Below are 14,408 nucleotides of genomic sequence, written 5' to 3' on the forward strand. Positions count from 1 at the left end.
TCGATTTTGGTTTCCTCCGCGAGTGTGCAAGCATGCCACTACCGTATTCGACGGAAGGAAACGCAATGGCGCGTCAGACTGCTTCCCATGTCCCCGAAGAGGCTGCTGCGGTGTCCGCGGCCTCGCAGATCGAGACGGGTTCCGCCCCGGCCGCTGCGGCTCCGGCCGCCGCGAAACGGACGGCCGCCTCGGGCAAGCCGAAAGCCTCCGCGACCCGGGCCAAATCGACGGCGGGGAAGGCGAAGGCGACCGTCGCCAAGGCCAAGAGCTCGACGACGCGTGCGAAGACCGCCACCGCCAAAGCCACCACCGCGAAGACGGCTGCTGCGAAGACCGCCGCGGCCAAGCCCGCCGCCGCGAAGCCCACCGCCGCGAAGCCCACCGCTAAGCCCGCGGCAGCGAAGACGACTGCGCCGGAGGCGGCCCCGGTCGCAGCGGTGAAACGGGAGAAGAAGCCGCTCACGCGCAGCAAGCGCCCCCGCAAGGCCCCCGTCACCGGCCCCGTCACGATCGGTCGCAGCGGCTTCACCAAGCTCAAGAACATCTCCGAGATCCGGCACTATCTGCGCACGAGCGATACGCCCGTGTTCTTCGTCGGTGCCACGGCCTTCAACCTGCTCGGCCTCGATCGCTGGGTGCGCGGGTTCTCCTACATCTCCTACTACGACAGCTGGGACGGCACCCATCCGCGGGTGTTCACCCCCTCCGAGAAGCCGTTCGCCGAGTTCGAGAGCGGCGAGGAGATCAACAACTGGTTGCTGCGCAATCACGAGGTGCGCGCTCACATCGAGCGCCGCACGCCGCCCGGCGTGCGGCCGCAGGTGGTGATGGTGTTCTTCGACGAGGAGACCGAGCGCATCTGCGAAGAGCTCGACTACGAGCTGATCCTGCCGAGCCATGAACTACGGGAGCGCCTCGACTCGAAGATCGTGACGACCCAGATCGCCGATTCGGTCGGTGTGCCGAGCGTGCCCAACGCGCTCACCACGGTCAAGGACTGGGACGAGCTGGTGAAGGTCACGGAGGCGGCGGAGCTGGGGCAGGACCTGGTGATCCAGACCGCCTACGGCGACTCGGGCAAGACCACCTATTTCGTGACCAGCGAAGCCGAGTTCGCGGCCATCGCGGATGAGGTCACCGGCGTCGAGATCAAGGTGATGAAGCGGATCAACAACCGCCCGATCGCCATCGAGGCCGTACTCACACGGCACGGCACCGTGGTCGGTCCGTGCATGACCGAGATCACCGGTCACGCGGACCTCACGCCCTACCGCGGCGGCTGGGCGGGCAACGAGATGTTCCCGACCGTGCTCGACGACGAGAGCCGGCACGCCGCCGTGCAGCTCGTGCGCAAGCTCGGCGATCGGCTGGCGAAGGAGGGGTACCGCGGCTTCTTCGAGGTCGATGTGCTGCTCGACACCGATACCGGCGACGTCTACCTGGGCGAGCTCAACCCGCGGGTCAGCGGAGCCTCGGCGATCACCAACGTCACTGCGGGGGCCTACGCCGACGTGCCGCTCTTCGCCTTCCACCTGCTCGAGTACTCGGGGATCGACTTCGAGGTCGACGTCGACGAGATCAACCGTCGCTGGGAGGAGCTCGCCTCGGAGGACGAGTGGAGCCACATGGTGATCAAGCACACCAGCAGTTCGGTGGAGCGCATCGACTCGGCTCCGCGCACGGGCCGGTACGTGCTGGATCACTACGGCAACCTGGTCTACAGTCACGGAGACCTCGACTGGCACCTGCTGACCTCGGAGTCCGAGGCCTTCTACCTGCGCATCTACAAGGAGGGCGACTACCGCTGGAAAGGCGCGGACCTCGGCATCCTCGTCACGAAGGCGCACCTCGAGGCGAGCCACGGAGGCCTGACGCTGCACGCCAAATACCTCATCGATGCGATCCGGGGCATGTACGAGGTCACCCCGGTCGACGGGGAGGAACCCGCGCCGAAGCCCGCCCCGGCCAAGGGGAAGTAGCGTTGCGTGGGATAATGAACGGATGAGTACTGAGACCGGATACGGGCTGAACGGTCCGACCACGGGATTCATCCAGGTGGTGCCGCCCCTCGACCAGTGGCAGTTCGCACCCTATCTGCAGTGGTCGATGCAGAACATCCAGTCGTTCCTGCCGGTACACCAGATCCGCCGCGGCGCGCGCGCGACCGAGTTCGCGCAGCGCCCGGCGGACCTGGGCAGCCTGGAGGTGCCGCATCCGTGGGACGACCGCTCGGCCTCGTTCACCGAGGTGATGCAGTCCACGTTCACGGACGGCTGGATGGTGTCACACCGCGGCGCCATCATCGGAGAGCAGTACCTGGGTACGCTGCTTCCCGCTGGCATGCACCTGCTGATGTCGGTGTCGAAGTCGCTCACGGCGACCACCGCGGGCCTGCTCGCTGCGAGCGGTGAACTCGATCTCGACGGTCTGGTGACGGGCTACGTGCCCGAGCTCGCGTGCTCGGGATACGAGGGGGCGCTGGTGCGGAACCTGGTCGACATGCGAACGGGCGTGCGCTTCTCCGAGGAGTACCTCAACGAGGACGCCGAGGTGCGTCTGCTCGAGGAGGCCATCGGCTGGGCGCCCAAGAAGCACCCCGAGGTGCCGGACTCGCTGCTCGGCTTCCTCGCCACGCTCGGCCAGAACGGCCCGCACGGCGGCGCCTTCGACTACAAGTCCTGCGAGACCGATGCGCTCGGCTTCGTGATCCAGGGCGCGGCGGGAAGGCACGCGGCCGACGTGATGTCGGAGCGGCTGTGGCAGCCGATGGGAGCGGAGTTCGACGCGCACGTCGGTATCGACAGCGTCGGATCCGGCATGTTCGACGGCGGGGTGTCCGCCGCGATGCGGGATCTCGCCCGCTTCGGGCATCTCTTCACCGATCAGGGTCGGGCGCTCGACGGTGCGCAGGTGCTGCCGGAGTGGTGGGTCGAGGACACCTTCGCGGGCGGTCCGGATTCGCGCGATGCCTTCGCCAACGCACCCGAGCCGACGCTGATGCCGGGCGGCATGTACCGCAACGGGTTCTGGTTCCCCGGCGAGAGCGGCGACGTGATGCTCGCGCTCGGCATCCACGGCCAGATGATCTACATGAATCGGACCACGGGGGTCGTCGGGGTCAAAGTCTCGAGCTGGCCCACCCCGCAGGATGCAGAGAAGCTCTTCTGGACGGTGCGGGCCTTCGAAGTCGCCTCCTGGGCTCTGAACCGCGGCGAGATCTGAACCGCGGCGAGATCTGAACCGCGGCGAGATCTGGCTCCGGTCAGATCGCGTGCTGCATCGCGGGCGTCCCGAGGCGTCGCACGAGCACGCGAGGCATCTCCGCCTGCGGTTCGTTCAGCGTCGCGGGACTCGGTGCGAGGTCGATCCGCGGAGACAGCGCCCATGCTTCGCCGTTCAGGATCCGCGGTGCCTCCGTCCCGCTGAGCGTCGACAGCGCCGCGCGGATGAGGGCGCCGTGGGCCACGACGATGGATCCCGGCGCCCGGTTCATGTGACGTACGAATGCGCGTGCTCCGCGCTCGGCGAGCTCGGGGAGGGGCTCGGCTCCGGGGACCTCGAGACCGGGCCAGCGCGCTGCTGCGTCGTCGACGAGCAGCCCCTCCGCAGGGCCGAAGTCCCGCTCGAGGATTCCGTGATCGGTGCCGGGCGCTTCGAGACCGAGCGCGTCGGCGATGATGCGCGCGGTCTCGGCGGCGCGGCCGAGCGGTGAGGTGATCACCCGCGTCCACGTTCCGGAGTCGCGGAGGATGACTGCGGCCGCGGCCGCCTGCGCGCGGCCCGTGTCGTTCAGCGGGATCTCGGTGCGCCCCTGGATCCGGCGCCCGATGTTCCAGTCGGTCTCGCCGTGCCGCACGACGACGATCGATCCGTGCGGGTGGGGAGATTCGCTCATGATCCCACCGTAGCCGGAGCGGCCTCCGCGGTGCCCGGGAGCCCGCTGCGCGACGTGCCCGAGAGGCTGCTGCGCGACGCGCGCGGGGGAGCTGCTCCCTCCGGGGCGGGCTGCACGGTGCTGGTGCCGGTGTCGGAGACCCGGGTGCCGCCCGAGGAGAAGACAACGGCGCGCTCCACGACGACGCGCACGCGGGAGCCCGCCGGGCAGCGCACCCCGTTCGCGCGGCTGCGGATCGTCAGCCCGGACCAGTCGATGACGAGCTCGTCCCCGCCTCGTCCGAACAGCGACGAGACGACGGTGGCCTCGCCGTCGGGAGCGGGTATGATCGAGACGTGCTCGGGCTGGATCGAGAGCTCCGCTGCGGACGAAGATCCGGCGCCGCTCACGTCGAGACGGTCGGCCGGAACTTCGAGCGGGTGCGCGCTCGCGCGGAAGCCGGTGCTGCAGAGACGCCCCGGCACGATCGTCGCATCCGAGATGAATCCCGCGACGAACGGCGAGGCGGGGCGCTCCAACAGCTCGGCCGGGGTACCGATCTGCTGCACCCGCCCGCCGTCGAGCACCACGACCCGATCAGCGAGGGCGAGTGCCTCGCTGCGGTCGTGGGTGACGTGCAGCACGGTGAGGCCGAGGTTCCGGGTGAGCGCGCGCAGCTCGAGACGGAGGCGATCCCGCAGCGGCTCATCGAGAGCCGAGAGCGCCTCATCGAGCAGGAGCACCCGCGGTCGTGCGACGATCGCCCGCGCGATCGCGACGCGCTGCCGCTGGCCGCCCGAGAGGGTCGCCGGGTTGCGGCGCTCCGTCCCGGCCAGCCCGACGAGCTCGAGTGCCTCGGCGACGCGTCGCCTGCGCTCCGGGCGCGCGATTCCCGCCCGCTTGAGCGGATACTCGATGTTGCGTCCGACGTTCCAGTGCGGCCACACCGCGTGCTGCTGGAACACCATGCCCAGTCCGCGCCGCTCCGGCTCGACGCTGCGCGCCGGCGAGGCGACGACCGCATCGCCGATCCGCACGGCGCCCGCAGTCGGGGAGACGAAGCCCGCGACGGTGCGCAGCAGCGTGGTCTTGCCGGAACCGGAGGGCCCGACGAGGGCGACGAACTCGCCGTCGCCGACGCGGAGATCCACATCGGCGAGACCGAGGTGGCCTCCGGGGTAGGCGAGGCTGACGGATTCGAGCGAGACGGATGACACGGGGAGGCTCCTAACGATGGGAACGCGCGGTGAGGCCGAGGCCGGCGAGGCCGACGACCGCGACGATGAGGGAGAGCGCGGAGGAGGCGTTGTAGGCCCCCGCCTGCTGCAGGTTGAAGATGACGACGCCGAGGGTCTGCGAACCGGGGGAGAGCAGCAGCACGGAGAGCGTCAACTCGCGCACGGCGGTGAGGGCGACGAGGATCGCCCCCGAGATCGCCGCGGGCACCGCCATCCGGCAGGAGATGTCCCAGAGCGCGCGCAGTCGGGACGCGCCCGAGACCCGTGCGGCCTCCTCCGCGGTCGTCGGCGTCGCCGCGAGCGGCGCGTGCACGGACTGCACGACGAGCGCGAGGAACGACGTCAGATACGCGCAGAGGATCAGCCACGGCGTGTTGTAGAGGCCGATGCGCGGCGCGATGACCAGCCATGCGACCGCGATCACGAGGCCCGGGATCGCCTGCGGCAGCAGCGAGATCCCGAGCAGAGCCGCGTTGCTGCGCGCACGGGTGCGCGTGACGAACGTGCCGATCGCGAGCCCGAGTGCGCCGCAGATCACGGCCGCGAGCGTCGCGAGCATCACGGAGTTGCCGATCCCGGTCACCGTGCCCGACGCGGTGAGCGCGCGCTCGAAGCTCGCGAGTGTGATCGTCTCCGCGCTGAGCGGCACTCCGGGGGCGGGGAGGACCGACTGGATCGCCAGGGTGACGAGCGGCAGCACGGTCGCGGCGAGGACCACGGCCGCGGTGATCACCCCGGCGGGGATCCTGGCGCGGCCGAGCGGGAGCAGCGCGGGAGCACCCGCCTGCGCGTCGAGTTCGACGCGGCTCCGGGCGCGCAGCAGATCGGCCGCGACGCCGAGCAGCGCGATGACGAGCAGCACGAAGCCGATCGCGGAGACGACGGCGAGCGGATCCTCCACCGTGCCCGACTGCAGATAGCGGTAGACGAGCGTCGAGAGGGTGACGTACCGCTCGGGCAGCCCGATGATCGAGGGGATCCCGAAGTCGGCGAGGTTCGAGACCGCGATGAGCGTGAACGATGACAGCATTGCCGGCCGCAGCAGCGGCGTCGTCACCTCCCACAGCGCGCGTGTCGCTGAGGATCCCGAGATGCGCGCGGCCTGCTCGAGATCGGCCGGCACCCGGCGCAGCGCCGCGGTGACGATCATCATTGCGATCGGATAGCTGTGGAGGGTGAGGAGGAAGACCACCCCGTCGCCGCCGTAGAGGTTCCAGAGCGGGCCCCCGAACCGCGCCGCCCAGAAGGTGTTGACGGCCGAGGACGGCCCCAGCAGGCTGAGCCAGGCGATGGCACCGACGAACGGCGGCATGAGCATCGGGCTCAGCGCGAGCAGCCGCAGCGTGCGGCGGCCCGGCAGGTCGGTGCGCTCGAGCAGCAGCGCGAGCGCGGTGCCGACGAGCACCGCGAGCACGCCCGACACCCCCGCGGAGACGAGGGAGTTGCGGGCGGCGCCGAGCACGGCGGGATCCGCGAGCTCGGCCCACCCGCCGCCCGTCGCGGCGAGGAGGACGATCGCGCCGATCGGCACCAGGATCAGTGCCGCGACGGCGCACCAGAGCGCGACCCGCACGGCGCTGAGGCCGTCGAGCCGGGATCCCGCGAACCGGGGGTCGTCGCCGCCGATGCGGCGTGCGCCGCGGGCCCGATCGGTGTCGATCGGACCCGCGGTCGCACGCGGGAGGGTGCTACTGGAAGAGGCCATTGAAGGTCTCGACCGCGTCGGCCTGCGAGGCCCGGATCGTTTCCAGGTCGGGGCTCAGCAGGGTGATGTCGGAGATGGCCGGGGCGCCCGAGGGGCTCTCGACGTCCTCTCGGATGGGCAGGTAGGACTGGGACGCGGCGATCTCCTGGCCCTCCTGGCTGATCAGGAAGTCGACGAACAACTTCGAGGCCTCCGGCTCGGCGCTGTCGGCGAAGATCCCGACCGGCTGCGAGACGAACGGGACGCCCTCCTGCGGGTAGACGGCGGCGATCGGCGAGCCGGCGGAGGCGAGGTCGCGCACGAGCGAGTCGACGACGATCCCCGCGGGGCTGCTGCCCTCGGCGACCGCCTGGGAGACGGGCCCGTTGCTCTCGGCGATGAGCGGCCGGTTCGCCGCGAGCCCCTCGAGCCAGGTCAGGCCGAGCGACTCCTCGTTCAACCACACCGCGGCGTTGTAGGCCGCCGCTCCCGAGACATCGGGGTTCGGCATCGCGATCTTGCCGGCGTAGGCGGGATCGGTGAGATCCTGCCACAACTCCGGCGCGTCCGTGATGACGTTCGTGTTGATCGCGATGACGGTGGGAAGGATGCGCGTGCCGACGTAGAAGTGCTCGGGATCGATGAGGTCCTGGTTGATGTCGGAGGCCTCCGGCGACTGGTACTCGAGCAGCAGGTCGCGATCGGCGTAGTCCTCGAACGTGCCGGCGTCCGCCGCGAGCAGCAGGTCGGCGCCGATGTCGCCGGCCTTCTCCTCGGCCGCGATGCGCGCGGTGAGGTCGCCGGTGCCCGCGCGGAACACGTCGACGGTGATCTCCGGGTGGTGCGCGTTGAAGGCTGCGACGATCTCGTCGATCTTCTCTTGCGGTTCGGAGGTGTAGAGCGTGATCGTCGACGCGTCGGTGCCGGCGGTGCTCGCCGAGTCGTCCGTCTCGGTGGCGCCCGCACCGGAGGCGGAGCAGCCGGTGAGTGCGAGGGCGGAGAGTGAGAGTGCGGCGATCACGCCGAGGGAGCGGTTACGAGACATGGGTCGCTTTCTGTGGAGTGCGGGTGATGGGTTGAGTGAACAGAGGGTCCGGGGAGTGCAGCGGGATCGCGGCCGAGCTCACGCCGTCCCGGGTGAACTGGACGAGCGAGAACATGGGGGAGTCGTGGCCCGCCACGGCGTGGGGCCCGGCATCCATCACCTGGTGATAGGCGAGCGACGGGCCGACGAACACCGGGATGCCCCGCACCGACGCGGTGAGCGCGTGGTGGAAGTGCCCGGCGAGGATCGCGCGGGTGTCGGAGCCGGCGAGCACTCCGAGCAGCGCGTCGGCGTCGGCGAGCCCCTGGCGGCTGAGCGCCGGCATGGGCGAGCCGAGCGGTGCGTGGTGGAGAGCCACGATCGTGCCGCGCTCGGCCGGCGTCGACAGCACGGTCGCGAGCCAGTCGAGCTGCTCGGCGTCGAGCGAGCCGGCGGCGGAGTCGAGCCGCACGATGCGGAACCCGTCGACCGTGCGCTCGCCGAAGTGCCGCTTCCCGTGTCCCGGAAGCGAGCGCGCGGCGATCGGATCGTCGTGGTTGCCGAGCACCGTCAGCACCGGTGCTCCGACCGCGTCTTCGAGCCGCCGGCACGCCGCCGCCACGGCTTCGTACGCGCCGGGGTTGCCGCGCTGCACGAGGTCGCCGGTGATGATCACCGCCTCCGGCGTCACCCCCGCTCCTCGTGCGTAGTCGCCGACGCGCTCGAGGCGGCCGAGGCCGTCGACGGCGTCGTAGAGCAGTCCGCTCTCGGTCGCGTGCACGTCGCTCAGGTGCAGCACCGTGAACCGGCCCGTGTCCCGGCTCACGCGGCCGATCCCATTGCGGAGGCGTGCGCGTGCGCGCCGCTCGGCGCGTCCTGCCGCTCCCCGGCTGCGAGGTCCGCGAGGGCTGCGAGATGATCCCGCGTCGCGCCGTGCGCGAGCAGATAGGCCTCGACGCCTCCCAGGGCCTCGACCGCGTCGAGTGCGGAGACGAGAGCGTCCGACGGGCTGTCGAGGTGCAGCCGCTCGGCCGCCGTGCGCTCCGCGGCTCGCCCAGGAGCGTCGAGGCCGATCCGGTCCAGCTGGATGGCGACGAGCGCCTCGCGTTCGGGGCGTACCGACCCGCCCGAGAGTGCGTAGTCCGCGAGGACGTCGGCCAGGGGATCGCCCGCGGCGAGCCGGGTGAGGGCGACGACCAGGCCGGTGCGATCCTTCCCCGCGGTGCAGTGGACGACCACGGTGCCCGGATGCTCCGCGATGGCGATGACGGCGGCTGCGAGTCGGTCGCCGCGATCCCGGACGAGGCCCTCGTACACCTCCTCGAGCGAGCCGGAGGCCGGCGGCGCCTCCCCGTAGAGCGACAGCGACCGCACGGGGATCCCGTGGGTGCGCTCCCCGTGCTCGGCCGGTTCGCGGAGGTCGAGCACGAGGTCGACGCCGTGCGACCGCAGCGTGCGCTCGCCGCCGGGGGAGAGCCCGTCGAGCGCCGCCGAGCGGACGAGCCACGGCGCGCCCCTCATGCCGATGCCCCGAGCGTTGTAGCTCCCCGCGAGCGATATCGCCTGCACCACCTTAACTCCTCTGCTGATCGATGGCCCGTCCCGGGGCGGATCACGCCGGTCCGCTCCTCGCGGATCCCGGCGCTCTCCGCCCGTTACATCGAGCCTGAAACGCGGTTACATGAGCAGCCTCGCGGCCGTGGGTGACGCTCCGGTGAACGCATCGGGAACCCCGCGTGAAACGCCGGAGAAGGGTGTGCGACCCGCACACCCTCTGCGCGCCCTGCACCCTCTGCGCGCCCTGCACCCTCTGCGTGCCCTGCTGTACGTCCTGCGCCCTCCTTCGCGCGTCAGTAGTTGTCACCAAACCTCAGGTTTGGTGACAACTACTGACGCGCGTTCGACGGGCGGGGAATGCGGGGCGGGGAATGCGGGCGGGGTGGGAGCGCGGCGCGGGCAGACGGGTGGGCAGGCGAGCGGGCTCAGCCGGCCGAGTCGGTGAGCGCGTCGGCGACGACCTCGCGCATGTCGAGGGGATCCGCGGGTTCGAGGCGGGGGGAGAGCTCGGCGATCAGCGCCTGCAGGAGCACCGAGTGGCCGAGCCTGCTGAAGAAGGGATCGACCGTGTGCTGCGGGCCGACGGCTCCCGTGGCGAGTGTGATGTCCGCGAGGTCCGGCAGCGGGGCGCGTGCGTAACTGCAGAGAGCGATGACACTCGCCCCGCGCTTGCGCGCTGCCCGCACGGTGGAGAGGGTGTGCGCATTCGCGCCCGAGTGGCTGAGCGCGAGGCACACGTCACCGGGCATGAGGCTGTGCGCCGCGAACTGCTGAGCCAGGATGTCGATCGGAGCCTCGACGGGCCGCCCGATCGTGGTGAGTCGCATCGCCGCGTCCTGCAGCGGAGGTGCCGAGAAGCCATTCGCCGTGCAGACGACGCGGCCGGCTGCGGCGAGCAGGTCCGCCGCTGCAGCGAGCGCGGGCCTGTCGATGGCGTCGCGCGCGACGAGCAGCGCCGCACGGGCGCTCTCGAAGACCTGGTCGACGCCGTCGCCCGCGCTCCCGGGCGCGGCGGCCCCCTCGCGGGCGAGCTCGAGACGCAGATGCTGGAAGCCGCGGAATCCGAGGCGCTGGCAGGCGCGGATCACGGTCGCCGTGGACGTGCCGGCAGCCGCGGCGAGCTCCAGCGTCGACCACTGCGGCACCTCGGCCGGGTGCTCGAGGATCGCGCGCGCGACCGAACCCTCGCTGTGCCCGAGCGTGGAGGCGTACGCCCGGATCAGCGCGAGGGCGGATCCGGCGACCGCGGGCCCGCGTAGCGCTCCCGGGGGTGCGGCGACGAGGGTCTGGGGATCGGGCATGGGCTCACCCTAGGTCGCCGCGGTGAACTCGAGGTGTCCGGCCGGTGGCGCGCGGTTGTCCGAGGCGTCAGGCGCGCTCGGCCGCGAGGTCGGCCACGAACAGCTCGCCGACCTCGCAGTCGAGCGCGCGGCAGATCGCGGTGAGGGTGGAGAAGCGCACCGCCCTGGCCCGGTTGTTCTTCAGCACGGAGAGGTTGACGAGGCTCACACCCACGCGATCGCTCAGCTCGGTGAGCGTCATGCCGCGCTCCGCGAGCAGCTCGTCGAGGCGGCAGCGGATCGCGTGCCCCTCCTCGGGATCGGCCGGACTCATACGAGCCCCTCCGTGTCGCGCTGGATGCGAGCGCCGACGGTGTAGGCGGTCGCGACGACGGCGATCACGAACGCGATGATCACGAGCGAGAACGGTTCGACCGTGGCGATGATGAAACCGTCGAGTTCGTCGCCCGCGACGCTCAGCAGCGCCTCGGCGCCCATCAGGCCGTGGAAGAACGGGACGAAGGCGGCCCCCGCCAGGCCGACGAGGCCCGCGGTCACGACGAGGGCCGTGCTGCCGCGGCTGAACACCCGGCCTCGCAGGATGTTGCGCGACAGCAGCATCAGGCAGACGACCACGGTCGTCAGTGATCCGAAGTACAGCACCTGCTCCAGGACGCCCGACCAGAAGCCCAGCGGAGACATCTGCCGGAGCGTGATGACGGCGGAGTCGAGTTGCAGCTGGACGGCGCTCCCGTCCGGGCCGATCGGCGCCTCGACCGGAGTGCCGGGGAACGACGCCGCGACGGGCACGTCCTCGCCGAGCAGCAGCTGCATGATGCGGCCGCCCGAACGGATCCCCGCGACGAGGATGATCGCAGCGCCCGCGACCATGAAGAGGACGATTCCGACCCGGTCGAGCGCTGAGGGGCGGCGGGGATCGGAGGGTGTGGTGCGCATGACATCTCCTTATCGATCATCGATATTATCGCTTATCGATAAGCATGCTCCTGCGCGGCGGCCGTGTCAAGAGGCGGGTGCGAGCGGCCGCGCGATCCGCCTCCATTACGCCCAGCACGAACAGGCCCCCGCGATCCCGCATCACGTCGTAGCCTGGATGCATCAGCGGTGTCCCACCGTGCAAGGGGACCGCAAGGAGGTTATTGATGTTCGAGAGATTCACCGATCGCGCCCGCCGGGTGGTTGTGCTCGCCCAGGAAGAGGCGAAGATGCTCAACCACAACTACATCGGCACCGAGCACATCCTGCTCGGCCTGATCCACGAGGGCGAGGGTGTCGCAGCGAAGGCGCTCGAGCAGCTCGAGATCTCGCTCGATGCGGTGCGCGCCCAGGTGACCGACATCATCGGCACCGGGCAGCAGCCGCCGTCCGGGCACATCCCGTTCACCCCGCGCGCCAAGAAGGTGCTCGAGCTGAGCCTGCGCGAGGCGCTGCAGCTGGGCCACAACTACATCGGCACCGAGCACATCCTGCTCGGCCTGATCCGCGAGGGCGAGGGTGTGGCCGCGCAGGTGCTCGTGAAGCTGGGCGCCGACCTCAACCGCGTGCGCCAGACCGTGATCCAGCTCCTCTCCGGCTACCAGGCCGGCAAGGAGAACGCGACCGTCGGAGCCGCGGAGCCCCAGGGCGAGACCAAGGGCTCGCAGGTGCTCGACAACTTCGGCCGCAACCTCACCCAGGCCGCCCGCGAGGGCAAGCTCGATCCGGTGATCGGCCGCGAGAAGGAGGTCGAGCGGGTCATGCAGATCCTCTCGCGCCGCTCGAAGAACAACCCCGTGCTGATCGGTGAGCCCGGCGTGGGCAAGACCGCCGTCGTCGAGGGCCTGGCGCAGGCGATCGTCAAGGGCGAGGTGCCCGAGACGCTCAAGGACAAGCAGGTCTACGTGCTCGACCTGGGCTCCATGATCGCGGGCAGCCGCTACCGCGGCGACTTCGAGGAGCGCCTGAAGAAGGTGACGAAGGAGATCCGCAACCGCGGCGACATCATCATCTTCATCGACGAGATCCACACGCTCGTGGGTGCCGGCGCGGCCGAGGGCGCGATCGACGCGGCCAACATACTGAAGCCGATGCTGGCCCGCGGTGAGCTGCAGACGATCGGCGCTACCACGCTCGACGAGTACCGCAAGCACTTCGAGAAGGACGCCGCGCTCGAGCGCCGCTTCCAGTCGATCCAGGTCGCGGAGCCGAGCCTGCCGCACTCGATCAACATCCTCAAGGGGCTGCGGGATCGCTACGAGGCGCACCACAAGGTGTCGATCACCGACGGCGCGATCGTGGCCGCCGTGAACCTCGCCGACCGCTACGTGCAGGATCGCTTCCTGCCCGACAAGGCGATCGACCTGATCGACGAGGCCGGCGCCCGCCTGCGCCTGTCGATCCTGTCGAGCCCGCCCGAGCTGCGCGAGTTCGACGAGAAGATCGCGGTCGTGCGCGCCGACAAGGAGCAGGCGATCGAGGCGCAGGACTTCGAGGCCGCCGCGAACAAGCGCGATGAGGAGAAGAAGCTCATCGCGGAGCGGCTGCGGCTCGAGAAGCAGTGGCGCTCGGGCGACGTCGCGACTCGGGCCGAGGTCGACGAGGGGCTCATCGCCGAGGTGCTCGCCCAGGCGACCGGCATCCCGGTGTTCAAGCTCACCGAGGAGGAGACGAGCCGCCTGCGGTTCATGGAGGAGGCCCTGCACCAGCGGGTCATCGGCCAGAACGAGGCGATCTCGGCGCTCGCGAAGACGATCCGCCGCCAGCGCGCGGGCCTTAAGGACCCGAAGCGCCCCTCGGGCTCGTTCATCTTCGCCGGCCCCACGGGCGTCGGCAAGACCGAGCTCGCCAAGGCGCTCGCCGAGTTCCTGTTCGACGACGAGGACGCGCTGATCTCGCTCGACATGTCGGAGTACGGCGAGAAGCACACCGTGTCGCGCCTCTTCGGCGCCCCTCCCGGGTTCGTCGGCTTCGAGGAGGGCGGCCAGCTCACCGAGAAGGTGCGTCGCAAGCCGTTCTCCGTGGTGCTCTTCGACGAGATCGAGAAGGCGCATCCCGATATCTTCAACTCGCTGCTGCAGGTGCTCGAGGAGGGCCGCCTCACCGACGGTCAGGGTCGCGTCATCGACTTCAAGAACACCGTCATCATCATGACGACCAACCTCGGCTCCTCCGCGATCGCGGGCGGCCCGGTCGGTTTCCAGGTCGAGGGCGACACCTCGATCGGTTACGACATGATGAAGGGCAAGGTCAACGAGGAGCTGAAGAAGCACTTCAAGCCCGAGTTCCTCAACCGCGTCGACGACACGATCGTGTTCCCGCAGCTCACGAAGCCGGAGCTGCTGCAGATCGTGGATCTCTTCGTGAAGCAGCTGAAGGATCGCCTGCTCGACCGCGACATGCACATCGAGATCTCGCAGGCCGCCCGCGAGCGCCTCTCCGAGATCGGGTACGATCCGACGCTGGGCGCACGCCCGCTGCGTCGCGCGATGCAGCGGGAGATCGAGGATCGGCTCTCCGAGCGCATCCTCAGCGCCGAGCTGCTCGCCGGCGACCTGGTGAAGGTCGACCTCGTCGACGGCGAGTTCACCTTCACCACCGACCGTCAGTCGCAGAAGGCGCACGGCGAGACCTCGGCCTCGGCCGCGGCCGCGGTGGCCTCGACGGCCGCGACGCCCGGGGTGGCCGAGTAACCCGATCCCGCATCGACCCGAAGGGGGCCCGCTGTTTCGCGCAGCGGGCCCCCTTTCGTGTG

Annotated in this window: 12 protein-coding genes; 3 read left to right on the forward strand and 9 right to left on the reverse strand. The window is 70.3% G+C overall.

Annotated features, from left to right (window positions below; genetic code table 11):
• Window positions 1–65 precede the first annotated feature (65 nt).
• Window positions 66–1,979 (forward strand): biotin carboxylase, encoded by a 1,914-nt coding sequence (locus AMS65_RS03820; protein ID WP_157502051.1) that lies wholly within the window; start codon window positions 66–68, stop codon window positions 1,977–1,979.
• Between the two features lie 22 nt (window positions 1,980–2,001).
• A complete protein-coding gene (locus AMS65_RS03825) occupies window positions 2,002–3,222 on the forward strand; it encodes a serine hydrolase domain-containing protein (RefSeq protein ID WP_053382829.1) in 1,221 nt (406 codons plus the stop codon).
• Window positions 3,223–3,262: 40 nt separating this feature from the next.
• On the opposite strand, the gene AMS65_RS03830 is transcribed toward AMS65_RS03825, so the two are convergent.
• From AMS65_RS03830 to AMS65_RS03870, 9 genes are all read right to left on the reverse strand, one after another.
• Complete coding sequence (locus tag AMS65_RS03830; RefSeq protein WP_075200823.1) at window positions 3,263–3,895, reverse strand: histidine phosphatase family protein; 633 nt, start codon at window positions 3,893–3,895, stop codon at window positions 3,263–3,265.
• The gene (locus AMS65_RS03835) at window positions 3,892–5,091 is read right to left on the reverse strand and encodes an ABC transporter ATP-binding protein (RefSeq protein ID WP_075200824.1); all 1,200 of its coding nucleotides are present in this window, start codon (window positions 5,089–5,091) and stop codon (window positions 3,892–3,894) included. Before AMS65_RS03835 ends, AMS65_RS03830 begins: the two co-directional genes overlap by 4 nt.
• A gap of 10 nt (window positions 5,092–5,101) precedes the next feature.
• Window positions 5,102–6,817, reverse strand: coding sequence for an ABC transporter permease (locus AMS65_RS03840; RefSeq protein WP_083451463.1), 1,716 nt, complete (start codon window positions 6,815–6,817; stop codon window positions 5,102–5,104).
• Entirely contained in the window at window positions 6,801–7,841 is a 1,041-nt protein-coding gene (locus tag AMS65_RS03845; RefSeq protein ID WP_053382830.1) for an ABC transporter substrate-binding protein, read from the reverse strand. Before AMS65_RS03845 ends, AMS65_RS03840 begins: the two co-directional genes overlap by 17 nt.
• Window positions 7,831–8,646: a metallophosphoesterase family protein gene (locus AMS65_RS03850; RefSeq protein ID WP_053382831.1), complete on the reverse strand. Its 816-nt coding sequence runs from the start codon at window positions 8,644–8,646 to the stop codon at window positions 7,831–7,833. The genes AMS65_RS03845 and AMS65_RS03850 overlap by 11 nt, the downstream gene beginning before the upstream one ends.
• Window positions 8,643–9,392: a tyrosine-protein phosphatase gene (locus AMS65_RS03855; protein WP_075200825.1), complete on the reverse strand. Its 750-nt coding sequence runs from the start codon at window positions 9,390–9,392 to the stop codon at window positions 8,643–8,645. Before AMS65_RS03855 ends, AMS65_RS03850 begins: the two co-directional genes overlap by 4 nt.
• A 410-nt stretch (window positions 9,393–9,802) precedes the next feature.
• On the reverse strand, window positions 9,803–10,678 hold the full coding sequence (locus tag AMS65_RS03860; protein ID WP_053382832.1) for a MurR/RpiR family transcriptional regulator: 876 nt from the start codon (window positions 10,676–10,678) through the stop codon (window positions 9,803–9,805).
• A 67-nt stretch (window positions 10,679–10,745) separates the two neighbouring features.
• Window positions 10,746–10,991 (reverse strand): helix-turn-helix domain-containing protein, encoded by a 246-nt coding sequence (locus AMS65_RS03865; RefSeq protein WP_053382833.1) that lies wholly within the window; start codon window positions 10,989–10,991, stop codon window positions 10,746–10,748.
• Entirely contained in the window at window positions 10,988–11,614 is a 627-nt protein-coding gene (locus tag AMS65_RS03870) for a hypothetical protein (RefSeq protein WP_053382834.1), read from the reverse strand. Before AMS65_RS03870 ends, AMS65_RS03865 begins: the two co-directional genes overlap by 4 nt.
• A 206-nt stretch (window positions 11,615–11,820) precedes the next feature.
• Here AMS65_RS03870 and AMS65_RS03875 point away from each other — a divergent pair, with 206 nt between their 5' ends.
• Window positions 11,821–14,346, forward strand: a complete 2,526-nt coding sequence (locus AMS65_RS03875; RefSeq protein WP_053382835.1) for an ATP-dependent Clp protease ATP-binding subunit — start codon at window positions 11,821–11,823, stop codon at window positions 14,344–14,346.
• Window positions 14,347–14,408 lie beyond the last annotated feature (62 nt).

The organism is Leucobacter celer subsp. astrifaciens (genome assembly GCF_001273835.1).
GTDB classification, from domain to species: domain Bacteria; phylum Actinomycetota; class Actinomycetes; order Actinomycetales; family Microbacteriaceae; genus Leucobacter; species Leucobacter celer.

What these genes read in the sequence shown, in the direction of transcription:
- AMS65_RS03825 (WP_053382829.1), top strand. Translation starts at nt 2,002, where the DNA reads ATGAGTACTGAGACCGGATACGGGCTGAACGGTCCGACCACGGGATTC.
- AMS65_RS03830 (WP_075200823.1), bottom strand. Translation starts at nt 3,895, where the DNA reads ATGAGCGAATCTCCCCACCCGCACGGATCGATCGTCGTCGTGCGGCAC.
- AMS65_RS03820 (WP_157502051.1), top strand. Translation starts at nt 66, where the DNA reads ATGGCGCGTCAGACTGCTTCCCATGTCCCCGAAGAGGCTGCTGCGGTG.
- AMS65_RS03875 (WP_053382835.1), top strand. Translation starts at nt 11,821, where the DNA reads ATGTTCGAGAGATTCACCGATCGCGCCCGCCGGGTGGTTGTGCTCGCC.
- AMS65_RS03865 (WP_053382833.1), bottom strand. Translation starts at nt 10,991, where the DNA reads ATGAGTCCGGCCGATCCCGAGGAGGGGCACGCGATCCGCTGCCGCCTC.
- AMS65_RS03840 (WP_083451463.1), bottom strand. Translation starts at nt 6,817, where the DNA reads ATGGCCTCTTCCAGTAGCACCCTCCCGCGTGCGACCGCGGGTCCGATC.
- AMS65_RS03860 (WP_053382832.1), bottom strand. Translation starts at nt 10,678, where the DNA reads ATGCCCGATCCCCAGACCCTCGTCGCCGCACCCCCGGGAGCGCTACGC.
- AMS65_RS03845 (WP_053382830.1), bottom strand. Translation starts at nt 7,841, where the DNA reads ATGTCTCGTAACCGCTCCCTCGGCGTGATCGCCGCACTCTCACTCTCC.
- AMS65_RS03870 (WP_053382834.1), bottom strand. Translation starts at nt 11,614, where the DNA reads ATGCGCACCACACCCTCCGATCCCCGCCGCCCCTCAGCGCTCGACCGG.